Annotated in this window: 17 protein-coding genes; 9 read left to right on the top strand and 8 right to left on the bottom strand. The window is 70.5% G+C overall.

All coding sequences use genetic code 11. The features are described from left to right. Positions 1 to 206: 206 nt before the first annotated feature. Together OG504_RS31985 and OG504_RS31980 are read right to left on the bottom strand one after the other, a co-directional pair. Entirely contained in the window at positions 207 to 1,571 is a 1,365-nt protein-coding gene (locus OG504_RS31985; RefSeq protein ID WP_405992901.1) for a phosphomannomutase/phosphoglucomutase, read from the bottom strand. Between the two features lie 325 nt (positions 1,572 to 1,896). Continuing rightward, positions 1,897 to 2,328 (bottom strand): DUF3499 domain-containing protein, encoded by a 432-nt coding sequence (locus OG504_RS31980; protein ID WP_078532602.1) that lies wholly within the window; start codon positions 2,326 to 2,328, stop codon positions 1,897 to 1,899. Between the two features lie 278 nt (positions 2,329 to 2,606). Here OG504_RS31980 and OG504_RS31975 point away from each other — a divergent pair, with 278 nt between their 5' ends. After that, positions 2,607 to 3,056 (top strand): metallopeptidase family protein, encoded by a 450-nt coding sequence (locus tag OG504_RS31975; protein ID WP_405992900.1) that lies wholly within the window; start codon positions 2,607 to 2,609, stop codon positions 3,054 to 3,056. A gap of 30 nt (positions 3,057 to 3,086) precedes the next feature. Here OG504_RS31975 and OG504_RS31970 read toward each other — a convergent pair whose 3' ends face one another. The 3 genes from OG504_RS31970 to OG504_RS31960 all read right to left on the bottom strand — a co-directional run bounded on the left by OG504_RS31970 (position 3,087) and on the right by OG504_RS31960 (position 8,734). Beyond that, positions 3,087 to 4,577, bottom strand: coding sequence for a DUF5719 family protein (locus OG504_RS31970; protein ID WP_405992899.1), 1,491 nt, complete (start codon positions 4,575 to 4,577; stop codon positions 3,087 to 3,089). Continuing rightward, a complete protein-coding gene (locus OG504_RS31965) occupies positions 4,574 to 8,296 on the bottom strand; it encodes a glycosyltransferase (RefSeq protein WP_405992898.1) in 3,723 nt (1,240 codons plus the stop codon). Before OG504_RS31965 ends, OG504_RS31970 begins: the two co-directional genes overlap by 4 nt. 174 nt (positions 8,297 to 8,470) lie before the next feature. After that, on the bottom strand, positions 8,471 to 8,734 hold the full coding sequence (locus tag OG504_RS31960; RefSeq protein WP_003975777.1) for a WhiB family transcriptional regulator: 264 nt from the start codon (positions 8,732 to 8,734) through the stop codon (positions 8,471 to 8,473). A gap of 610 nt (positions 8,735 to 9,344) precedes the next feature. Between OG504_RS31960 and OG504_RS31955 the strand changes: the two genes are divergently transcribed. The 4 genes from OG504_RS31955 to OG504_RS31940 all read left to right on the top strand — a co-directional run bounded on the left by OG504_RS31955 (position 9,345) and on the right by OG504_RS31940 (position 13,317). Further along, positions 9,345 to 9,854 (top strand): cysteine dioxygenase, encoded by a 510-nt coding sequence (locus tag OG504_RS31955; RefSeq protein ID WP_405840679.1) that lies wholly within the window; start codon positions 9,345 to 9,347, stop codon positions 9,852 to 9,854. A 44-nt stretch (positions 9,855 to 9,898) separates the two neighbouring features. Beyond that, positions 9,899 to 10,858, top strand: coding sequence for a 2-phospho-L-lactate transferase (cofD, locus tag OG504_RS31950; RefSeq protein ID WP_405992897.1), 960 nt, complete (start codon positions 9,899 to 9,901; stop codon positions 10,856 to 10,858). Then, complete coding sequence (locus tag OG504_RS31945; protein ID WP_405992896.1) at positions 10,855 to 12,171, top strand: coenzyme F420-0:L-glutamate ligase; 1,317 nt, start codon at positions 10,855 to 10,857, stop codon at positions 12,169 to 12,171. The genes cofD and OG504_RS31945 overlap by 4 nt, the downstream gene beginning before the upstream one ends. Before the next feature lie 138 nt (positions 12,172 to 12,309). Further along, entirely contained in the window at positions 12,310 to 13,317 is a 1,008-nt protein-coding gene (locus tag OG504_RS31940) for a DNA-3-methyladenine glycosylase family protein (protein WP_405992895.1), read from the top strand. Positions 13,318 to 13,943: 626 nt separating this feature from the next. On the opposite strand, the gene OG504_RS31935 is transcribed toward OG504_RS31940, so the two are convergent. Continuing rightward, a complete protein-coding gene (locus OG504_RS31935; RefSeq protein WP_327403563.1) occupies positions 13,944 to 15,026 on the bottom strand; it encodes an NDP-sugar synthase in 1,083 nt (360 codons plus the stop codon). 155 nt (positions 15,027 to 15,181) lie between these two features. Next, positions 15,182 to 16,516: a peptidoglycan recognition protein gene (locus tag OG504_RS31930; protein WP_405992894.1), complete on the bottom strand. Its 1,335-nt coding sequence runs from the start codon at positions 16,514 to 16,516 to the stop codon at positions 15,182 to 15,184. A gap of 138 nt (positions 16,517 to 16,654) precedes the next feature. On the opposite strand from OG504_RS31930, the gene OG504_RS31925 reads away from it, so the two are divergent. From OG504_RS31925 to OG504_RS31910, 4 genes are all read left to right on the top strand, one after another. Then, positions 16,655 to 17,398: a TIGR03089 family protein gene (locus tag OG504_RS31925; RefSeq protein WP_405992893.1), complete on the top strand. Its 744-nt coding sequence runs from the start codon at positions 16,655 to 16,657 to the stop codon at positions 17,396 to 17,398. Positions 17,399 to 17,672: 274 nt separating this feature from the next. Next, positions 17,673 to 18,788, top strand: coding sequence for an LCP family protein (locus OG504_RS31920; RefSeq protein WP_405996482.1), 1,116 nt, complete (start codon positions 17,673 to 17,675; stop codon positions 18,786 to 18,788). Positions 18,789 to 18,996: 208 nt separating this feature from the next. Further along, positions 18,997 to 20,724 (top strand): LCP family protein, encoded by a 1,728-nt coding sequence (locus OG504_RS31915; RefSeq protein ID WP_405992892.1) that lies wholly within the window; start codon positions 18,997 to 18,999, stop codon positions 20,722 to 20,724. A 130-nt stretch (positions 20,725 to 20,854) separates the two neighbouring features. Further along, positions 20,855 to 22,417 (top strand): LCP family protein, encoded by a 1,563-nt coding sequence (locus tag OG504_RS31910; protein WP_405996481.1) that lies wholly within the window; start codon positions 20,855 to 20,857, stop codon positions 22,415 to 22,417. Positions 22,418 to 22,449: 32 nt separating this feature from the next. On the opposite strand, the gene OG504_RS31905 is transcribed toward OG504_RS31910, so the two are convergent. Beyond that, positions 22,450 to 23,499: a glycosyltransferase family 2 protein gene (locus OG504_RS31905; RefSeq protein ID WP_405992891.1), complete on the bottom strand. Its 1,050-nt coding sequence runs from the start codon at positions 23,497 to 23,499 to the stop codon at positions 22,450 to 22,452. Between the last annotated feature and the right edge of the window lie 35 nt (positions 23,500 to 23,534).

Raw genomic sequence — 23,534 nt, 5'->3', positions numbered from 1 at the left:
ATGCCGACCGGCGCCGCAGAAGCGCGCCCCCTCTGGGGGAGGGCGGAACGGTGCGCTCGGCCTCGGACACCGGGCCGGCTGAGAATGCCGACCGGTGCCGGAGATGTTCGCCCCTCCTGGTGGGCGGGACGATGAACTGGGCCTCAGATGCCGGGTGCGCTGGATCTACCGACCGGCATCGAGACGAACCGCGGGCCCAAGCGCCGTCAGCCCCTGATGATCCCCAGCACCTCGTCCCGCACCTTCCCCATCGTCGCCTCGTCCCGTGCCTCCGCGTTGAGCCGCAGGAGCGGTTCCGTGTTGGACGGGCGGACGTTGAACCACCAGTCGGCGGAGGAGACGGTGAGGCCGTCGAGTTCGTCGAGGGTGAGGTCGGCCTGGTTCTCGTAGGCGGTGCGGATCGCCGCGAGGCGGGCCTGTTGGTCGTCGACCGTGGAGTTGATCTCGCCGGAGCCCACGTAGCGGTCGTACTGGGCGACGAGGGCCGAGAGGGGGCCGTCCTGGCCGCCGAGCGCGGCGAGGACGTGGAGGGCGGCCAGCATGCCCGTGTCGGCGTTCCAGAAGTCCTTGAAGTAGTAGTGCGCGGAGTGCTCGCCGCCGAAGATCGCGCCGGCCTTCGCCATCTCGGCCTTGATGAAGGAGTGGCCCACGCGTGTGCGTACCGGTGTGCCGCCGTTCTCCTTGACGACCTCGGGGACCGACCAGGAGGTGATCAGGTTGTGGATGATCACACCCTTGCCGCCGTTCCTCGCCAGCTCGCGAGAAGCCACCAGGGCGGTGATCGCGGACGGGGAGACCGGGTCGCCGTTCTCGTCGACCACGAAGCAGCGGTCTGCGTCTCCGTCGAAGGCGATACCGAGGTCGGCGCCCTCCACGCGCACGCGTGCCTGGAGGTCGACGATGTTGGCCGGGTCGAGCGGGTTGGCCTCGTGGTTCGGGAACGTGCCGTCCAGCTCGAAGTACATCGGCACCAGCGTGAGCGGCAGGCCGGCGAACACCGTCGGGACCGTGTGGCCGCCCATGCCGTTGCCCGCGTCGACGACGACCTTCAGGGGGCGGATGGAGGTCAGGTCGACGAGGCCGCGGAGGTGCGCCGCGTAGTCCTCCAACGTGTCCCGCTGTGTGATCGTTCCCGTCGGTCCGGAGACCTCCGGCGTGCCCGAGTCCAGCCAGGACTCGACGAGTTGGCGGATCTCGGCGAGGCCGGTGTCCTGGCCCACGGGGGCCGCGCCCGCCCGGCACATCTTGATGCCGTTGTACTTCGCCGGGTTGTGCGAGGCCGTGAACATGGCGCCGGGGAGGTCGAACGCGCCCGACGCGTAGTACAGCTGGTCCGTGGAGCACAGGCCGATCTCGGTCACGTCGACGCCGCGCGCCGCCGCCCCGCGCGCGAAGGCCGCGGACAGGCCGGGGGACGAGGGCCGCATGTCGTGCCCGGTCACGATCGCGCTCGCGCCGGTCACTTGGACGAAGGCCGCTCCGAACAGCTCGGCCAACGACTCGTCCCACTGGTCCGGGACGACGCCCCGTACGTCGTACGCCTTCACGAGCTGCGACAGATCAGCAGACACGGCCAACCCTCCAGAAAGTTCCATCGGTCGCCTCAAACTACCCGCCAGGACCGCCGTGCGACGTGCGGCAACCGAGCCGTCCACACACCGTTACCTCAGCTCAGGGCGGCATCTACCCGAGCGGCACAGGGTGGTTGGGCGAGGGGCCGCGTGAATCGTTGAACAACTCGCCCGCAGGCCAGGCGAATCGTTGAAGGACTGGATCACCGAGCGAGCGGATCGTTGAACGACGGGTTCATTGAGCAACCCGATCGTTGAACGATCGACCCGCTGAACAACGGGACCGTTGAACGAACTCCCGCAACGAACTCCGCGACAGACGCCGTCAGTTGTCCGGCGAGCGCAGCACCCGAAGATGACCCCGGCGTGCGACCTCCATCGGGTCCGCCGTGCGGGCCCCGCCTCCGCCGCCGGCGCCTGCAGCCCGCTCCTGGGGTCGAGCTGCCTCGCGCACGGCGTTGGCGAGCGCTTCCAGGTCGTCGCCGCTCGGGCGGGCCGGGGCGGAGCTGTCGAGGAGGCGGACGACTTCCCAGCCGCGGGGCGCGGTGAGGCGCTCGGAGTGCTCGGCGCACAGGTCGTAGCAGTGGGGTTCGGCGTAGGTGGCGAGCGGGCCGAGGACCGCGGTCGAGTCGGCGTAGACGTACGTCAGCGTCGCGACGGCGGGGCGGCCGCAAGCGGTGCGCGAACAGCGACGTACAGGGCTCACGACGTTGGACGGTACCGCACTCTTGAGCGGGCCGCGACGACTCTCCCCCAGGTCACCCCACCGTGTCGGGCTGTGAAACACCCCACACACCCCACCGGCAAAACACCTCTGACCTGCATGGACACCCCTTCCCGAGATCTCGAACGGGGTCGGACCCGGTCACCACTCGGCACAAACACCGTCAATTGCCTTGAGAGGGACGGTCTTCGAGACATACGGATTCGAGCCCGACCTTGGCCGGAATGGTCATCCGGCGACATGCCGTGCGGAGCTCCGGCGGTGGGTGGAGGCGGGCGGGCGGACCCGGCGGGGACTACGCTTCACCAGTGATGGACACCTCCGTACCGCCCTCCGCCGCCGGCCCCGGGCCCCGCCGCCGCGATCGCCACGGCCGGGGCATGCGCGGCCCGATCGCGCCGCCCCAGGTTCCGCTCGCCGCGAGCCGCGCCGACGCGTTCGCGGACCTGGTGCAGGACTCCGTGGAGCGCCTGGAGCGACGCTGGCCGCAGTTGTCCGAGATCGACTTCCTCGTCCTGGAAGTCCCTCGACTGGGTGGTGCGGGCGAGGGCTGGAACGACGAGTCGGTGCCCCTGGGGGGCACGATCGCCGCCCGCGAGGGACAGCCCGCGCGCGTGGTCATCTACCGGCGCCCGGTCGAGATCCGCACGAAGGGGCGCGACGAACGGGCCGCCCTCGTCCACGAGATCGTCGTGGAGCAGGTCGCCGAACTGCTGGGGCTCACCCCGGAGACGGTCGATCCGCGCTATGGGGAGGACTGAACCCTCCCCACGCGCGCGTGCCCCCTGCTCCTACTTCTTCTGCAGCACCGACAGGTCCTCGTCCGTCTGCGGCACCGACACCGTCCCCCGGTCGTCGGGCAGGGTCTGGATCGTGAAGCCCGGTACGCCCTCCTCGGTCGCCGACAGGGTGCGGGCCGCGTACACCGGGCCGCCCGACTGCGGTTCGAGCGTCAGCGCGTAGGTGCCCTTCAGGCCTGCGGGGACCGGGAGTTCGACGTCCTCGGTGGTGCCGGCCTTGATCGTGTACGTCTTCGAGAAGGGCGTGCCGCCACCGCTGCCCGCGGACGCGGTCACCTTGACCGTCGCGGTGCGGGTGGGGGCGACCAGGGACAGGGTGGAGCCCTTGGCGCTGTTGTCGGCGGACGTCGCGCGCGTGCCGACCTGGCCGGTCGCCGGGATGAACGCCGTCTCCTGCTTGCTCCCCTTGCCGCGTACGACCTTCAGGGCGGCGACGATCGGCACGGACTGGTCGGTCGGGGTCAGGACCAGGGAGCCCGGGTCGCCGCGCGTGACGTCGCCCAGGTCGACGGCGGTCGTCATGCCCGCCTTCACGTGCACGGTCTCGTGCCCGGCCGGCGTGATCATCCCCGTGGGTGACGACAGCCGCACCTTCAGGTCGGCGTCCGAGTCGCCCGGCGTGAAGGCGATCAGCCGCACCGAAGTGGCGTCCTTCGGGATGCCCGGCATGACCAGGCTGCCGGCCGGGTCGGTGGACGCGGCCAGCCAGTCGCCGCCGAGCTTGGAGTCGAGGGCCTGCACGGACGCGCCGACCCGGCCGCTGCGCACGCTCACGTGCACGGTCAGGTCGGTCTCCTGGTCGTCGGTGAGCGTGGACAGCAGGATCGGCTCGCTGGCGTGCGGCTCGACCGTGATGCCCTCCCCCACCGTCGACTTGAGGTCGCCGTCCTTGCCGTAGAGCTGGATGTCGACGACGGCCGCGGAGTCGTCCGGGTTGGTGAGGTGCACGTAGTCGGTGCGGCCGGTGGCGGTGCTGGCGCCCGGGAACCAGAACTCGGTGTCCGGGGCGGTGCAGTTGACGCCCTGGAGGCCGCGGCCGTTGCCCGCGGCGACCTCGGTGGTCTCCTGGGCGGTCCAGCCGGGCGCGTACTTGCCCTCGGCGGTGCCGAGCAGTGCGGGTGAGTCGGCGCCGGAGCTGTCCCCGGTGGCCGGGGTGCCGGGGGCCTTCGGCTCCAGGACGGGCTTGGCGGGCTTCTTCTTGCTGCTCGTGCCGTCGCCCGACTCCTCGGTGGCGGACTGGAGTTCGGCCTTGCCGTCGCTGTCCGTGCCCTCGGTGACGGGCGTGAAGGACGTGTACGACGTGTCGGCGAGGTCCGAGGTGCTGGGCGCCGGGCAGAGCAGGCTGGTGCGCTCCACGGGCAGCTGGGCCGCCGCCTTGGCGGTGCCTGTGCCGGACGCGGCCGGTGCCTTCATCTCGGCGAACCCGGTGACGGCGGCGAGCGCTACCACGCCGGCGAGGAAGGACAGGGTGGGGCGGTTCACTGCTGGCTCCCGTCGGGGCGCTCGTCGCCGTGCGGTTGTTGCTGCTGGGCCGGGTCGTACGTCGGGTCGTAGGCGGGGTCGTAGTTCGGGTCGTAGCCCTGGTTCTGGTCGTAGCCCGGGTCGTACGCGGGGTCGTACGCCGGAGTCGCGGGCCGGCCGCCGTACGCGTACGGGTCGTACTGGCCGACCTGACCGTCTTGGTAGGGGTCCGCCTGGTACGACTGGTCGTAAGTACCCGCCGGGTACTGCTCGTTGGCCTGGTACTGCTGCTCGCCGCCGTAGGTGCCGTACTCGGCGCCCGCGTAGCTCGCCGCGTCCCACTCGCCGTAGGACTGCTGCTGCGGGATCGCGGCGACGGCCTCCTCCTCCGGAGGAGGCATGGTGTTCGTCGCGAAGGCGTCGAACTGCCCGGTGTCCGCGGTCTCGTCGGTCTGGTCGGTGGTCTCGGCCTCCGCCTGGGCGCGCAGGCGGCGGGCCCTGCGGCCCTCGCCCGCGACCGCCTGGGCCGGGATCAGCTCCTCCTCGGGGAGGTCGTCGTCGATCTCACGGCGGCGGCCCGGGAGGGCGAGCACGACGAGGACGAGGGCGAGCGCGCCCTGGGTCCACAGCCAGGCGGTGTGCCCGATCGGGTCGTCGTAGGTGACGTCCAACGTGCCGCCGGAAGCGGGGAGTTCGAAGCCCTGGGCCCAGCCGTCGACCGTGGTGCGGGTGAGCGGCCTGCCGTCCAGGGTGGCCGTCCAGCCCGCGGCGGCGGAGTCGGCGAGGCGCAGGACGCGGCCGGTGGCGCCGGACGCGATCTTGGTGTGGATGTCGACGGGTCCGGCGGCGACGGGCTTCGGGGTGGCGGAGCCGGCGACGATCGCCGCGCGGGAGACCTCCTCGTCCACCTGCCACAGGGCGCTGCCGTCGGCCTGGCTGAGCCTGCTGAGGCCGGGGGTGGCGTCCAGGACGCGGCTGACCTCGCGGGGCGCGCCCTTGTGGACGAGGACGTAGCGCACGGCGAAGCCGCCGAGTTCGTCGGCCTGGTCGGCGCCGGAGCCGGCGACGAGGTTGGCGACGACCTTGTCGAGCTTGGTGTTCTCGCCGTCCGCCGCGGCGAACTCGCCGTCTCCCATGCGGGCGCCGGAGCCGCGCACCAGCATGTAGCCGACGTGGGCGGCGGAGTCGCTGTCGAGGACGAGGGTGCGGGCCTGGTCCCGGGTGCCGCTCTCCTCGGCGACGAACGCGGGCACCTGGGTCGGGTCGTGGCGCTCCAGGGGGCCGTCGGCGCCGCGGATCATCCAGCCGGCGGCGACGAGCAACGGGCCCGCGGCCGAGGCGAAGGCGATCAGCACGGCGACCGGCTGGCGCCAGCCGAAGCTCTGCTCGGCCACACGCGCGCGTGCCCCGTCGGCGCCGAGTGCGGCGGCGGCGAGGAGGGCGAGGCCGTAGACGAGGGTCGCGGGGCCCGCCCAGGTGGAGCTGTTGGACAGGACGGCGAAGACGAGGCCCACCAGGGCGACGCCCCAGGCCGTCCAGATTCCGAACTGACGCTCACTGCGCAGCAGGGCGGCGAGCGCGGCCAGCACGATGCCGATGAGCATCAGGCCGCTGACTGTGCCGGGGCCGCCCGGGCTGGCGCCGAGCAGGTCGAGGGGGGACGCGGACCCGGAGCCGTACTCCAGTCCTGCCTGCTGGAAGAAGCCGAACGGGAGCAGGGTCAGCGACCAGGGGGCCAGGATCAGCAGCGGGGTGCCGTACTGGGCCAGGAAGCGCGGTCCGTAGCCGACGAGGTCGCCGCGGCGCACGGCCAGCAGCGCGACGCCCAGGAGCAGCGTGATGGGCCAGATGATCGGCGTGAAGGCCGTGGTGATCGTCAGCAGCAGCGCGTACGCCCAGGTGGCGCGCCAGCTGCCACGGGCCCCGGAGGCGTGCGTGAGGCCGCTGGCCGCGATGCCCGCGCGGGCCATCAGCGGGAGCAGCACCGCGAGTACGGCGGTGCCGATGTGGCCGCCCGCGAGGGCGCCGGTGGCGGCGGGCAGGAAGGCGTAGACGACGGCCGCCCACGCGCGCAGGAGGCGCGATTCGACGAGCGGACGGGACGCGAAGTAGGCGGTGAACCCGGCCAGCGGGACCGATGCGACCAGGAGGACCGTGACCGCGAGGCCGGTCGAGCCGAAGAGCAGCGAGGAGAGCATCGCGACGAACGCGAGGTACGGCGGCGCGGACGGGGTGCCGCCGACGCCCACCGGGTGCCAGGAGTCCAGGAAGCGGGACCACAGCTCGCTGGAGTCACCCGGGGCGGGCAGCAGCGCGCCGCCCGTGAGCGCGCCGCTGGCGAGCAGGCCGCGGCACGCGACGAGCGAGACGAGCAGCAGCACCAGGAACAGCACCGGGCCCGGCTTGCGGGCGATGCGCTTCACGCGCGCGAACTGCTCGATCTCCAGGAAGTCCGCGTCGTCGCCGCCGGGTCCGGACTCGACGGCGCCGCCGTGCCGCCCGGCTCCGGAGGTGATCTCGGGGTCGGAGGTGTCGACGAAGCTTCCGGCGACCTGTTCGAAGGTGGCCCGCACGGTCGCGCCCGGCGGCGGGAACAGGGGCCGCAGTTCGGCCTTGTCGATCTGGGCGCCGGCCCGCCTGCGCCGGCCGGCGAGGATCCGCTCGGGGCGCAGCAGGGTGCCCAGGAGGCCGCGGATCTCGTCGAGGGCCTGTCCGGGGACCTTGCCGACGAGGTTGGCGACGGTCCGCAGCAGTGTGCCGACGACGACCCTGAAGAGGACCCAGGGCAGCACGGCCGTACGGCTGTTGACGAGCAGGGTGTAGACGGCGCCGGCCTTGTCGACCTTGTGCGGGGAGGCGACGGTGCGGCCCGCGCAGTCGACGGCGCGGCGCTCGCGGGAGGCCGCCTCGGCGTGCCGGACGACCGCCTCGGGGGCCACCAGGACGCGGTGGCCGGCGGCGGTGGCGCGCCAGCACAGGTCGACGTCGTCGCGCATCAGGGGCAATCGGCGGTCGAAGCCGCCGAGTTCGTCGAAGATGTCGCGCCGGACGAGCATGCCGGCGGTGGACACGGACAGCACGGGCCGTACGTGGTCGTGCTGGCCCTGGTCCTGTTCGCGGCGGTCCAGGCCGGTCCAGCGGCGCCCGGAGTGGGCGATGGTGACGCCGACCTCCAGGAGCTGCCGCCGGTCGTACCAGCCGCGCAGCTTGGGGCCTACGACGGCCACGTCCTCGCGGCCCAGTTCGTACTCCTGGTCCACGACCCGCAGCAGTTGCGCCAGGGCGTCCGGCTCCGGGGCGGAGTCGTCGTGCAGCAGCCACAGCCACTGGACGGGCTCGCCGTACGGGAGTTCGGGCAGGTCGTAGGCGTCGTCGCGCCACGTGCGCGTGACGGGGTCCCAGCCGCTGGGGCGCTTCAGGTACGGCAGCTCGTCCGGGGTCAGCAGGGGCGCGGTGCGGTTGGCCTCCTCGACGGCCTGGCCGAAGCCGGTGCGCCGGGCGAGGTGGAGCACGCGGTCGGCGCCGAGGGCGTCGGTGACCAGCTGCGCGGAGTCGTCCGCGCTGCCGGTGTCGGCGGCCATGACGCTCTGCACGGGGCGCTCCTGGCCGAGCAGCCCGGCGAGCGCGTCGGGCAGCCAGCGGGCGCCGTCGTGGGAGACGAGCACCGCGGTCACCACGTGACGCGGGAACTCAGGAGTGGCAGCGTCGTGTTGGCCTGCCGTGTGGCTGTGCACGGACATCGAGGTACGGGCCCCGGTTCGATGGACTGCGGTGGACGCCCGTGTCCCGAGGGGACCGCGGTACGTCTCGGACGAGCGCCCACACTATCGGCTGGGCATGACGACGGCCCGCCGCCTGTGGATAACCCAGCTGCGACGGGCCGTTCGGTACGTCCCGAGGTATGTCGGCCGGCTTCAGACGGCGGCCTTCTTGAGCCGACGGCGTTCCCGCTCGGAGAGGCCGCCCCAGATGCCGAAGCGTTCGTCGTTGGCGAGGGCGTATTCGAGGCATTCGGAGCGGACCTCACAGGCCAGGCAGACCTTCTTGGCCTCGCGGGTGGAGCCGCCCTTCTCGGGGAAGAAGGACTCGGGGTCGGTCTGGGCGCACAGCGCGCGCTCCTGCCAGCCGAGTTCCTCGTCCGCGTCGTCGACCAGCAGTTGCTGCACCAGCTCGGTCATGTGCGCCCCTCGTCTGTCTTTCGCGTCCCCGTGATGTGGCCGCCGTTACCGATGTCGGCTGAACGACACGAGTGAAATTACAAGTGTGCTGCTCCGGGCGAGTCAAGCCGAGATCTGCTATTGGGCCCCTTATTCACTCTGCGGAACCAAGGGCTAGCGGAAAGTGTTCAAATCGGCATAAACCTTGACAAGCAGAAGAGACCCTCCGAGCGCCTCCTACCCCGAGACGGAGCCTGTACGGGGGAGGACGCTCAGCAGTTCGATCTCGTTCCACTGGGGTTTGTGCGCCCGGTTGTGCGCCATGTGTCCCGGTAGACACCTGAACAAACCTTTCACCTCGGAGATGAACCGGATGAGGTGAAACATGTCCCACATGCCGGGCGTCGAGTTGACAGTGCGGGTGTGAACCGCTGTTCTTGTGGGCATGCTCGCGAACTCGGCACTCACCTCGACCCGCACCGCCGGGTCCCTCGGTGCTGCCCACGCTCGCTGTAGCTGTTGTTGCTGTTCCGGCTGTTGAGCCCCACGCGCTCCGGCCTTACCTGCCTGTCTCTCTGGTGACACCCAGCCCCCGCCGTTACTTCTTACGCCGAGGAACCACCGCACCCCCATGAACAGCGACAGCGACCTCCAGATCGCCGGCGACATCCTCGAAGTCCCGCACCTCCTCCAGCCGCCGCGCGAACACCCGGCCACCGTGGCCGAGTTCGTCGGCCTGGCGCGCTCCGTCGCGGCCGACCGCGCCCAGTGGGAACACCTCGTCGAGTACGACGCGACGACCCGCTGGTACCACCGGCTGCGCACCGGCCCCGGCTACGAGGTGTGGCTGCTGTCCTGGGTGCCCGGACAGGGCAGCGGGCTGCACGACCACGGCCGCTCCTCCGGTGTGCTGACCGTCCTGGACGGCACGCTGACCGAGCGCACCGAGCGGGGCACGCGCGCGTTGGGGGCGGGCGCGCAGCGGGTGTTCGCGCCGGGGTACGTCCACGAGGTCGTCAACGACACCCTCGAACCGGCCATAAGCCTGCACGTCTACTTCCCGGGTCTGACCGAGATGCCGATGCACACGGCCTGCGCGCGGCGCACCGGGTCGGAAGCGGTCGACGCCGTGACTGCCTGAGACTGGCTGCCGCGTTGTCAGAGCCGCCTGCAAGACTTGTCCCCATGCGCATTGTGGTTCTGGCAGGCGGTATCGGTGGTGCCCGGTTCCTGCGCGGTCTCAAGCAGGCCGTGCCGGACGCGGACATCACGGTGATCGGCAACACGGGGGACGACATCCACCTCTTCGGGCTGAAGGTCTGCCCGGACCTCGACACGGTGATGTACACGCTCGGCGGCGGTATCAACGAGGAGCAGGGCTGGGGGCGGGCCGACGAGACCTTCCACCTCAAGGAGGAGCTCGGGGCGTACGGGGTCGGGCCCGAGTGGTTCGGGCTCGGCGACCGGGACTTCGCCACGCACATCGTGCGGACCCAGATGATCGGCGCCGGGTTCCCGCTGAGCGCGGTCACCGAGGCGCTGTGCGACCGGTGGAAGCCCGGGGTGCGGCTGATCCCCATGACGGACGACCGCGTCGAGACGCATGTCGCCGTCGAGGTCGACGGCGAGCGCAAGGTGATCCACTTCCAGGAGTACTGGGTACGGCTGCGCGCGTCGGTCGCCGCCGAGGCCGTCGTGCCGGTCGGGGCCGAGCAGGCCAAGCCCGCGCCCGGGGTCCTGGAGACGATCGCGGAGGCGGACGTCATCCTCTTCCCGCCGTCCAACCCGGTCGTCTCCGTAGGCACCATCCTTGCCGTGCCCGGCATCCGGGAGGCGATCGCCGAGGCCGGGGTGCCCGTGGTCGGCCTCTCCCCCATCGTCGGGAACGCGCCCGTGCGCGGGATGGCCGACAAGGTCCTCGCGGCGGTGGGCGTCGAGTCCACGGCCACGGCGGTCGCCGAGCACTACGGCTCGGGGCTGCTCGACGGCTGGCTCGTCGACACCGTGGACGCCGCCGCCGTACCGGACGTCGAGGCGGCCGGCATCCGCTGCCGGGCCGTACCGCTGATGATGACCGACACCGAGGCGACCGCGCGGATGGCGCGGGAGGCGCTGGCGCTGGCGGAGGAGGTGCGGGCGGCATGAGCGAGGTGGCACCGGTGGAGGGGTACCGGGTCTGGGCCGTGCCCGGCCTGCCCGAGGTGGCGGCCGGGGACGATCTGGCCAAGCTGATCGCCGCGGCCGAGCCCGGGCTCGTCGACGGGGACGTGCTCCTCGTCACCTCGAAGATCGTGTCCAAGGCGGAAGGGCGGATCGTCGAGGCGACCGACCGGGAGGCCGCGATCGACGCCGAGACCGTACGGGTCGTGGCGCGGCGCGGAGCCCTGCGGATCGTGGAGAACCGGCAGGGGCTGATCATGGCCGCGGCCGGCGTCGACGCCTCCAACACCCCTGCCGGGACCGTGCTGTTGCTGCCCGAGGACCCGGACGCGTCCGCGCGCGCGATCCGCGACGGGCTGCGGGACGCGCTCGGCGTCGACGTCGGCGTCGTCGTCACCGACACCTTCGGGCGACCGTGGCGCACGGGGCTCACGGACGTCGCGATCGGCGCCGCCGGGGTGCGTGTGCTGGACGATCTGCGCGGGGGTACGGATGCCTACGGCAATCCGCTGAGCGCGACCGTCGTGGCCACGGCGGACGAACTGGCCGCCGCCGGTGATCTCGTCAAGGGCAAGGCCGCGGGGCTGCCTGTCGCCGTGGTGCGTGGGTTGCCGCATGTCGTGACCTCTGAGGATGACGAGTTGGGCGCGCGGGCCATGGTGCGGGGCGGGCGTGACGACATGTTCCGGCTGGGGACGTCGGAGGCGGTACGGGAGGCGGTGACCCAGCGTCGTACGGTGCGGGCCTTCACGGACGAGCCGGTCGACCCCGGTGCCGTACGGCGGGCCGTGGCCGCTGCGGTGACCGCGCCGGCGCCGCATCACACGACGCCGTGGCGGTTCGTGCTGCTGGAGTCCGCGGAGTCTCGGACTGCGCTGCTGGACGCGATGCGGGACGCGTGGATCTCCGATCTGCGGCGGGACGGGAGGTCCGAGGAGTCCATCGCGAAGCGGGTACGGCGCGGGGATGTGTTGCGGGGGGCGCCGTATCTCGTGGTGCCGTGTCTCGTCATGGACGGGTCGCACACGTATGGGGATGTGCGGCGGGACGGGGCGGAGCGGGAGATGTTCGTGGTGGCGGCGGGGGCGGGTGTGCAGAACTTCCTGGTGGCGCTTGCCGGGGAGCGGTTGGGGTCGGCGTGGGTTTCGTCGACGATGTTCTGCCGGGATGTTGTGCGGGGGGTGCTGGGGTTGCCTTCGGGGTGGGATCCGATGGGGGCGGTGGCTGTGGGGCATGCGGCCGGGGCGCCTGCGGCTCGGGCTGAGCGGGATGCGGGGGCGTTTATCGAGGTGCGGTGAATCGCCGTTGGGGCTCGTCTCGGTTGCGGGTGCGGGTTGCTTGTGGCTGAGCGCGCAGTTCCCCGCGCCCCTGTCGGGGCGCTGACACCTAGGCTCGTAGGACTCTTCAGGCCTCTCACATCACCCTGGAATCTCACTGTGGCCGGACGTTTTGCTCCTCGGCCCACTCGTACGACTGTGCGGGGTGGGGATGTTGTCGTGCCTGGGGGTGTGCCTCGGCAGGACTCGGAGGCTGGGCGGGTTCGGCGTTGGGTGCCGGGCGGGGTGATTGATCTCGGGCTGGTGCTCGGGCCGTTGCGGCGGGGGCCCGGGGATCCCACCTTTCGGGTGGACACGGACGGGGCTGTGTGGCGGGCCAGTCTTACGCCGGTCGGGCCGGGGACCCTGCGGGTGTCCGCGCACGGGGGTGAGGTGCGGGGGGAGGCCTGGGGGCCGGGGGCGGAGTGGTTGTTGGAGCGGTTGCCGGAGATGCTTGGCGCCGCTGATGATCCTGGCGCGTTTGTGCCTCGGCATCGGCTTCTGGCCGTGACTCAGCATCGGCGGCCCGGGTTGCGGTTGATGCGGACCGGGCTGGTGCTGGAGTCGTTGATTCCGTCGGTGCTGGAGCAGAAGGTGACGACCGACGAGGCGTATCGGGCCTGGCGGTTGCTGGTACGGAAGTTCGGGGTGCCGGCGCCCGGGCCCGGTCCTGTCGGCGGACGGATGTGGGTGATGCCGGCCCCGCGCGCGTGGGCGTTGATTCCGTCGTGGGAGTGGCACCGCGCCGGGGTCGACGACAAGCGGGCCTCCACGATTCTGCGTGCCGTACGAGTCGCTGCGCGGCTTGAGCAGGCGGGGGCGATGTCCGCGGAGGATGCGCGGGCTCGGTTGGAGGTCGTGCCGGGGGTGGGGGTGTGGACGTCCGCGGAGACCGTGCAGCGGAGTCATGGGGCGGCGGATGCGGTGACCGTGGGGGATCTGCATCTGCCGGGGATCGTGGGGTGGGCGTTGGCCGGGGACCGGGACGCGGACGACTCGGTGATGTTGTCGTTGCTGGAGCCGTATGCGGGGCAGCGGCATCGGGCGGCTCGGTTGATTCTGCTGAGCGGGCGGACTCCGGCGAGGCGGGCGCCGAAGATGCCGCGGGGTGACATCGGGGCGTTGTGACGTGCGGGGGGCTTCGGTTGCCGGGGGTGTTTCGGTTGCCGGGGGTTTCAGCTGCCCGGGAGGCTTCAACTGCCGTCCCTGGGGGCTCCGCCCCCAGACCCCCAGGCCTATGCCCACCCACCACCCGACTCGGTAGGCCTAGAAGTGCCGCACTACCGACTCAGTACGCCGAGAAGTACCGCACCCGCCGACTCGGTAGGCCGCGAAGTACCGCTCCGCCGACTCCCTACGCCGCGAAGTACCGCTCCGCCGACTCCCTACGCCAAGAAATACACCCGGCAGTCGACTCGGTACGCCAAGAAGTGCCGCACCGCCGACTCCCTACGCCGCGAAGTACCGCACCCCCGACTCGGTACGCCAAGAAATACACCGGCTGTCGACTCGGCACGCCAAGAGATGCACCGACAGTCGACTCGATGGGCCGGAAGCGCGGCACCACCGGCCCACTACGCCCAAAAGCGCGGCACCACCAGCCCGGTAACTCCCAGAAGCGCACCCTCACCGGCCCTGTACGCCCACAAGCGCACCCCCACCCGACCCGGCAGGCTTGGAGGCAGGCCAACAGTCGCCCACCCCCACCCCGACCCCCCCTGTCCCCCTACTGACCCGACCTCACTGATCCGACCTCACTGATCCGAAGAGAACCTCACCGCCCCCGCCGGAATCCGCGCATCGCACCACACCCGCATGCCGTCGCGGAGTTCGTTGTCGGCGCCGATGATCGCGCCGTCGCCGATGACCGTGCCGGTGAGGACGGAGCGTTCGCCGACTCGGGCCCGGGTGCCGATGAGGGAGTCGGTGATCACCGCGCCGGGTTCGATGACGGCGCCAGGGAGGATCGTCGAGCCGAAGACCCTCGCGCCCTCCGCCACGAACGCGCCCTCGCCCACCACCGTGCCGCCCGTCAGTTTGGCGTCGGCGGCCACCCGGGCCGTGGGGAGGACCAGGCGGTCGCCGCAGCGGCCCGGGATCGCAGGCGATGGGGCTCGGCCCAGGACCAGGTCCGCCGAGCCTCGGACGAAGGCCGCCGGGGTGCCCAGGTCCAGCCAGTACGTCGAGTCCACCAGGCCCTGGAGGTGGGCGCCGGCAGCCAGGAGGTCCGGGAACGTCTCCCGTTCCACCGACACCGGGCGGCCCGCCGGAATCGTGTCGATGATCGAGCGGCGGAAGACGTACGCGCCCGCGTTGATCTGGTCGGTGACGATCTCCTCGGGGGTCTGGGGCTTCTCCAGGAAGGCCAGGACCCGGCCCGTCTCGTCGGTGGGGACCAGGCCGTACGCGCGCGGGTCCGTCACCTTGGTCAGGTGGAGGGAGACGTCCGCGCCCGTTGTCTCGTGGGTGTGGACCAGGGCTCTGATGTCCAGACCCGTCAGGATGTCGCCGTTGAAGATCAGGACCGGGTCGTCGGGGCCGGAGTGGAGGCGCGAGGCCACGTTGCGGATCGCGCCGCCCGTGCCGAGGGGCTCGTCCTCCGTGACGTACTCGATGTGGAGGCCGAGGGACGAACCGTCACCGAAGTGCGGTTCGAACACCTCCGCCAGATAGGAAGTGGCCAGGACGATGTGGTCCACGCCCGCCGCTCTCGCTCTCGCCAGCTGATGCGTGAGGAACGGCACCCCCGCCGCCCTGACCATCGGCTTCGGGGTGTGCACCGTGAGCGGGCGCAACCGGGTGCCCTTGCCGCCGACCAGGAGGATCGCTTCTGTCACCTGTCGTCTCTGCTTCCTGCCGGGACCGGCCGAGGTGTTTTTTCGGCCGGCCAGTGTATGCAGACCGTGGATCTGCGCAGCCGCGCGTCTCTGTGCGGCTGCGCAGGTGTTCCGCAGACCCTTCCCCGGCCCCCCCACCTGTCGGTCCGCCCCTGTCAGCGGCCCTGGTACCGGGCCGACGTGGAACGGGCCGAGCCGAGCTTGCCGTAGAGCTGCCGTCCTGGGCACTCCGTGGCGAACCCGTCCCGATGGCCGGAGATCACATTGAGTCGTACGTTCTTTCCTTTTCGGTAGAGATTGCCACCACCGGACTTCAGGTATGTCTTGCCGCGCGGATTGACCCCGTAGAGCCCGAGCTTCCACGCGGTGAGCCTGGCGATCGCGGTCACCGCCGCCGAGGACGGTTTGGCGCTGCCGAAGGTTCCGAGGACCGCGATCCCCATGCTGTCGGTGTTGAAACCGAGGGTGTGGGCGCCCATGACCGCCTTCGCCACTCCCCCGGCGCGGCCCTCGTAGATGGTCCCGCACTTGTCGACGAGGAAGTTGTAGCCGATGTCACGCCAGCCACTGCTCTTGACGTGGTAGCGGTAGATACCGCGAATGACGGAAGGCGCTTGCGAGCAGCGGTAGTTGTTGCCGGTCGCGGTGTGGTGCACGAAGGCCGCCTTGACCTTCTTCGTGTACACGAACCCCTTCTCCCGCAGCTTCTCGTCGGCACCCCAGCCGTGCCGGGTGACGATGCGTGGGCGCGGGCCGATGTACGGCTGCGCCTTGGCGCCCTGGGCCACCAGTTCCCGTTCCGTGGCCTGCCTGCTCAGCGCCGGGAGTTCGGTGGCGGCGAGGCGGGGGGTGGCGGTGCGGTTGCCGTTGGTGGTCGCTCGGGCGCCCGCGAGCGGGGCTTGTGCCGCGCCGGGGTCCACCAGTTCCAGGTGCAGGCCGGCGGGGAGGCGGGACGGCTGTTCGTCGGTGTTTCCTACGGTCCGTGTCGTCGCCGTGTCCGCTCTTACGCGTACGTCCACTCCGTCCGAGTCGCCCACCCACAGCGGGGCCGTGGAGCCGTGGACGTGGCCGGAGTCGCGTTCGGCGGTGCCGGGGTCGGCGCCGTGGTCCTCGTTGTGGGTGTCGACGTCCTGCCAGCCGGACCAGTCACCGGTGGCGGTGGCCCGGGTGCGGACCTGGACCCGGCCGAGCAGTTCGGTGTCGGGGTCGGTCCAGGTGACGCCGACGAGGGAGAAGCGGTGGACGTCGTCGCGGGTGAGGCCCTGTTCGGGGGCCGCGCCCAGGGTGCGGTCGCGGGTACGGGGGGTGAGGGGCAGCGACTGGGTGCTGCCGGGGAGGTCCGGTGCGGCGGTCGTCGACGCGGTTCTCGCGCCGCTCGTCGACTGCGTCGCCGACGCCGCGGACGGTGCCGCGGCCGCGGGCAGGGTGAGCGGGAGGGCCAGTGCGGCCGCGCAGGTGACGCCGATCGAGGAAGCAAGGAATCCACGCATGCCCCTGATTCTGAACATAGTCATACATATCTGCCCATCCGGGAATTGACGGACCGTCGGCTGCCGTTCGTCCGAACCGGTGGTCCGGCGCCGGACGCGGGGGCGTGCGGTGGTGGGCGCCCGCGTACGCTTGCGCGGGTGAACGCCACCGATCGCACCCCTGCCGACCTGCTGCGTTCCGCGCTCGCCGCGGATCCCGGCCGCCCCCTGGTGACCTTCTACGACGACGCCACGGGGGAACGTGTCGAATTGTCCGTGGCCACCTTCGCCAATTGGGTGGCCAAGACCGCGAACCTGCTTCAGGGGGACCTTGGGGCTGGGCCCGGTGATCGGGTCGTCGTGTTGTTGCCGGCGCACTGGCAGACGGCGGTGTGGTTGCTGGCGTGTTCGTCTGTGGGGGTGGTCGCGGACGTGGGTGGGGATCCCTCCGGGGCCGACGTGGTTGTCAGTGGGCCGGAGTCGTTGGAGGCGGCGCGGGCGTGTGGCGGGGAGCGGGTTGCTCTTGCCTTGCGGCCGCTCGGGGGGCGGTTTCCGCAGACTCCGGCCGGGTTTGTCGACTATGCCGTTGAGGTGCCGAGTCAGGGGGATCGGTTTGTTGCGTTCTCGCCGGTGGATCCTGAGGAGCCTGCGTTGGTCGTGGGTGGGGTGGAGTTGACCGGGGTGGAGGTTGTTGAGCGGGCCCTTGCCGACGGGGGTGTGGATGCGGGGGGTCGGGTGTTGTCCGGGCTGTCGTACGACACGTGGGGCGGGTTGAGCTCAGGGTTGTATGCGCCGCTTGCCTCTGGGGGGTCCGTGGTGTTGTGCCGGAATTTGGATCAGCTGGGTGAGGGTGCTCTGGCGAAGCGGGTTGAGAGTGAGCGGGTGACCGTTTCGCGCCTCTGAAGGGGGTGGCGAGGGTTGCTTGGCGCGTCACGGCCGGTGGGGGCTGGTCGCGCAGTTCCCCGCGCCCCTTAAAAGCAAAGAGCGTCAGTCACCCGAATGGGTCAGCAACGCCCACCTCCCCCGCCCCATCCGCGCCATGGTCGTAAGAGCAGAACCACCGCAGGACCACACACTCTTACGACGGCCATGAGGGGTGGAACCGCACGTGTTCGACGACACCGCAGGAGGCGTTCTCGGGCCGGGTGCGGGGGCTTCCGCTTCCGGGACGGGGCTCATACGTCGGCGGCGTCGGCGGTGGGTGCGGGGGGTCGGGGCCGGGGTGGGACTGGTCGTCGTAGCGGCCGCGGGTGTCGGATGGGGCGTCTACGCCAAGCTCGACTCGAACATCACGCCCGACAACGCCGCCGCCGCCGAGCTCGCCCGGTACGAGAAGGAGCGGCCCACCGCCCTCGTGAAGGGGGCGCAGAACATTCTGCTGATCGGGTCCGACTCGCGGTCGGGGGACGGGAACGCGGAGTACGGGCGGGACTCGGGGACCGAGCGGTCGGACACGACGATCCTTTTGCATCTGGCGGCCGACCGGCGCAGCGCGACCGCCGTGTCGTTGCCGCGGGACCTGATGGTGGACGTACCGGGGTGTCTGCGGCCGGACGGGACGCGGACCGAGCCGATGTTCGCGATGTTCAACTACGCGTTCCAGGTGGGGGGTTCGGGGTGCACGATCCGGACCGTGGAGAAGCTGACGAACGTGCGGATCGACCATCACATGGTCGTCGACTTCCATGGGTTCAAGGACATGGTCGACGCTGTTGACGGGGTTCAGGTCTGTCTGAGGAGTCCCATTCGTGACAAGGCCGCCCGGCTGAAGCTGCCCGCTGGGCGCGTCACCCTCGACGGGGAGCAGGCGCTCGGGTACGTGCGGGCGCGGAAGTCGCTCGGGAACGGCAGTGACACCGATCGGATGGACCGTCAGCAGGGGTTTCTGGGGGCGCTCGTCAACAAGGTGCAGAGTGACGACGTGCTGTTCAATCCGGTGAAGCTGTACCCCGTGCTGGACGCGGCCACCTCGTCGCTCACCACCGATCCGGAATTGGCGAATCTGCGCGGTTTGTACGAACTGGTGCGCGGGCTGCGGAACATCCCCACCGAACATGTGCAATTCCTCACCGTTCCGCGGGAGTCGTACATTTACAACGCGAATCGCGACCAGCTCGTGGAGCCCGAGGCCGAAAAGCTGTTCGCCCGGCTGCGGGCGGACGCGACCGTCGCCGTGCGGAAGCAGGTTCCGCAGGATTCCGTCGCAAACGCCCTTAATACGGCGCCCGGTTCAGGGGTCTCGCCCGCGCCCACGTTTCGTGGGAACACCGCCGCCGAGGACACCTGCGGGTAAAACGATCGCCAAGTCGACGAACTTTTGTTCCGAAAAATAGGACGGATTGACCGGTTGTAGGGACGTGGAATTTGTCACCGCAGTCACTTGCCGCTCAACTGGACGGATAGTGTGAGCGATCCGGTGTGCTTGCCGCACTGGATGAACGAGACCCGAGCGCCTGGAGGGGGAAGGCGCCGCGTGGCCCCGACGGAGGATTCGGTAAACCGTGGACGCGCAAGGCCGTGGGCGGGCGGACAACATCGACCCCGCAGACCAGTGGGTACTCAATCCGAACACTGGTGAATACGAACTGCGACTGACTCCTTCCACACCGCAGTCAGCGGTGCCGGGGCCCCGTAGAGCGACTGCGCAGAACCGCAGTGTCGCGGCGCCGGAGCGGGAGACGGTCCCGAGGAGTCCCGGGCGTGAGGTGCCGCCGCCGCGCAGACGGCGGGGCGCGCCCGAGGAGCCACCGGCCCGGCGCGGGCGCCGGCCGGTGAAGAAGAAGGCCAAGGGCAAGAAGGTCCTGATGTGGACCGGCGGCGGGCTGGCCTTCGTGCTGGTCGCCGTCTCCGCGGCCGGGTACCTCTACATCAAGCACCTCAACGACAACATCACGGCCGTGTCCGACGACGGCGCCAGCACCGGTGGCTTCAGCAAGGGCAAGGCCATCAACCTGCTGGTCATCGGCACCGACAAGCGCACGGGCTCGGGCAACGAGGGTTACGGCGACGCCGGCAGCGTCGGCCACGCGGACACCACGATCCTGCTGCACGTGTCCAAGGACCGCTCCAACGCGACCGCGCTCAGCATCCCCCGTGACCTGATCACCGACGTCCCGGACTGCCAGACGACCCAGTCGGACGGCACGACCAAGGTCATCCCGGGCACGACGAGCGTCCGCTTCAACACCAGCCTCGGCCAGGACGGCCGTACGGCGAGCTGCACCGTGCGGACGGTCACCGAGCTGACCGGGATCCAGGCCGACGACTTCATGGTGGCCGACTTCAACGCCGTGAAGACGCTGACGGACGCGGTCGGCGGGGTCGAGGTCTGTCTGGCCAAGAACATCGACGACGCCGACTCGCATCTGAAGCTGTCCAAGGGCACGCACAACCTCTCGGGCGAGCAGGCGCTGGCGTTCGTACGGACCCGGCACTCGGTCGGCTTCGGCGGTGACCTGAGCCGGATCACGCTGCAACAGCAGTTCCTGAGCGCGCTGATGCGGAAGCTGAAGTCCAACTCCACGCTCACCAGCCCCTCGAAGATGCTGAAGCTGGCCGAGGCCGGCACCAAGGCGCTGACCGTCGACGACAACCTCGACTCCATCGGCAAGCTGAAGGACCTCGGTCTTGAGCTGGGCAAGCTCAACCCGAAGAACCTGACGTTCACCACCGTGCCGGTCGTCGACAACCCGGCGGAGAAGACCCCGGTGACGGTCGTCCTCAACAACACGACCGCCCCGCAGGTCTTCTCCCTGATCAAGAGCGACACCTCCTTCACCGCGGTCAAGCAGCAGGCCGCGAAGGAGAAGGCCGCCGTGGCCGCCCGGCTCAAGGGCACCAAGTCCGCCGCCTCCGCGGTGCGGGTGCGGATCCTCAACGGAGGGGCCGTCGCCGGCAGCGCACAGGAAACTCTTACGTGGCTGCAGAATGATGAGGGCGTGCTCAAGTCCGAGAACGCGGGCAACGCTCCGGCGGCGCTCGCGAAGACGACCCTCGAGTACGCACCCGACCAGGCGGACCAGGCTCGACGGCTCGCCGACATCATGGGTCTCTCGGGGTCCGCGATGAAGCCGGGCAAGAGTGTGCAGAACTCCCAGGGGCTGCCGGCGATGACGCTGACCCTGGGCAAGGACTTCAAGGGAGCCGGCGTCCCGCTCACCTCGACCGCGGGGTCGACGCCGGAGGGGGTCCAGAAGTCCACGGCGGACAAGGTTGAGTGCGCCAAGTAAGTGACCACACGGGTCCGTTCCGCGTCTAACAGGGCGCGGGGCGGACCCGTGCGTCAGGGCGTGGGGTGGGAGGGGTGGGGACGTGACGCAGAGCAGCGTGCGTGGGGAGGTGCCGGCGACCGAGGACACGATGTCGCTCACGCCGGCGGACGGGAAGAGACCGTCGGACGGAAAAGGGGACGCGGACGGGGGCAGACCCAAGGGCCGTAGCCGACGGGCGTTGCGCTGGTCGGCGAGTGTCCTCGTGCTGGTCATACTCGGGACGGCCGGCGCCGGATTCCTGTACTACCAGCACCTCAACCACAACATAAAGAAAGACCCCCTGAACATCGGGGACGAGAAGGACCGGGCGGCCGAGTCCAAGGCCAACGCGGCCGGGCAGAAGCCGCTGAACATCCTGCTGATCGGTTCGGACGCGCGGGACTCCGCGGAGAACCAGAAGCTCGGCGGCGCGAAGGACACCTTCGACACCCCGGCCCGCGCCGACGTCCAGATGCTGCTCCACGTCTCCGCGGACCGCAGCAACATGTCGGTCGTGAGCATGCCGCGCGACACGTTGACGGACATCCCCAAGTGCACGGACCCGGACACCGGCAAGACGTACGCGGCCGAGACCGACGTCATCACGAACGACTCCCTGGGCCGCGGCGGCCCTGGCTGCACGGTGGCGACCTGGGAGAAACTGACCGACATCCACATCGACCACTTCATGATGGTCGACTTCTCGGGTGTCGTGTCGATGGCGGACGCGATCGGCGGGGTGCCGGTCTGCGTGGACGCCAACATCTACTCGCACACCTCCTCCGGCAAGGGCTCGGGCCTGAAGCTGAAGAAGGGCACCACCGCGGTGAAGGGCAAGCAGGCCCTGCAGTGGCTGCGCACGCGCTACGGCTTCGAGGACGACACGGACATCGCCCGGACCAAGGCGCAGCACCAGTACATGAACTCGATGGTCCGCCAGCTGCGCGAGAACGCCACGCTGAGCAATCCGACGAAGCTGCGCAGCCTCGCCGAGACGGCCACGAAGGCGCTCACGGTCGACAACGGCCTCGGGACCGTCGCCAAGCTGTACGACCTGAGCAAGGAACTGAAGAAGGTCCCGACGAACCGGATCACCATGACGACGATGCCGTGGGAGTACTCCGGCAGCAGCGGCCGGGTGGTCCCTAAGACGACCGACGCCGACCAGCTGTTCCGGCTGGTCCGCCAGGACATCGCGCTGGACGGCAAGGACAAGAAGAAGTCGACTACGACGGTGAAGGCATCCACCGATCCGGCCGCCGCCGACGACAAGATCGCCGTACAGGTGGAGAACGGCACCCGCACCGACACGACCGGCGCGGTCCGCGGCCGGGCCACCTCGATCGCCCAGCTCCTCGTCGACAAGGGCTTCAAGGAGGCGGTCGCCGACTCCTCGACGACCCCCAGCCAGGCCACGACGCTCGTCCGCTACCCGAGCGCCGACCTCGAGGGCGACGCCCAGCGGGTCGCCAAGGCCCTCGGCATCCCGACGAGCGCGGTGAAGAAGTCCACGAGCGTCTCCGGCGTCACCCTGGTCGTCGGCGCGGACTGGACCACCGGCACGAAGTACAAGGCCCCGGCCGAGGACGACAAGACCCCGACCTCGGCGGACGCCCTCAACGGCTCGGACACGACGGCGTGCATGCACGTCGACCCGAACTACGTCTGGTAGCAGTCCGGGTCGTCGTCGCGGCGGTGCTCAGCTCAGCTGCTGGTCGAGCTGAGTACCGCGGGTCGGCGGGACGCGATCACCCTGCGGGCAAGGGACTTGGGGCTGGTGAGGAAGCCGTAGCCCCAGGACATGTGCATGGTGGCGAGGGCGACCGGGATCTGGAGGCGGGCCTTCAGGGAGAGGCCCTTGCCTGCCGGGAGGGAGCCGAGGGCGATCGCCGCGAGGTAGCCGGCCGGGATCAGGAAGCCCCAGGGTGTCAGTGCCGCGCCGACCACGATGCCCGCCGCGATCGCGCAGACCGCCGTCGGCGGGGCGAGGTAGCGGAGGTTGATGGAGCCCTCGTGGTAGCGGGCGACGACGTGGCGCCAGCGGCCGTAGTCCTTGTACTGCTTGGCCAGGGCCTTCACCGACGGGCGGGGGCGGTACGACACCCGCAGCTCCGGTGAGAACCAGATCAGGCCGCCCGCCTCGCGGATGCGGAAGTTCAGCTCCCAGTCCTGGGCGCGGATGAACTCCTCGTTGTAGCCGCCCTGTTGCTCCAGTGCCTCGCGGCGGAACACCCCGAGGTAGACCGTCTCGGCGGGCCCCGCTTCCCCTCCCGTGTGGAAGGCCGCGTTGCCGACGCCGATCTTCGAGGTCATCGCGGCGGCGACCGCGTCCTCCCAGGCGTTCTCGCCCTCGGCGTGCATGATGCCGCCGACGTTCTGCGCGCCGGTCTCCTCCAGGAGCCGTACGGCGGTGGCGATGTAGTTCGGCGAGAGGATGCCGTGGCCGTCGACGCGGACGACGATCGGATGGCGGGAGGCCTTGATCGCGGCGTTGAGGGCGGCGGGCGTGCGGCCGGTGGGGTTCGGGACGGTGTGCACGCGCTTGCTCTTAAAAGATGCAGTTTCGGCTACGAGCTCGGCCGCGATCTCGTCCGTACGGTCCTTCGAGGGACCGATGGCGATCACGACCTCCATCTCGCCGTCGTACTCCTGCGCGAGGATCGCTTGGACGGCTCCGCGCAGATGCCGCTCCTCGTCGAGGACGGGCATGATCACAGAAACGGCGGGGAGTCGCACGTCGGGCTTGGCGTTCATAGGGGGCTCACGTTACCGCGAACGGGGGACACGGA

The sequence above is a fragment of the Streptomyces sp. NBC_00986 genome (genome assembly GCF_045162565.1).
GTDB lineage: Bacteria > Actinomycetota > Actinomycetes > Streptomycetales > Streptomycetaceae > Streptomyces.
The sequence above is the reverse complement of the archived record's forward strand: the minus strand, read 5'-3'. Positions and strand labels throughout refer to the sequence as shown.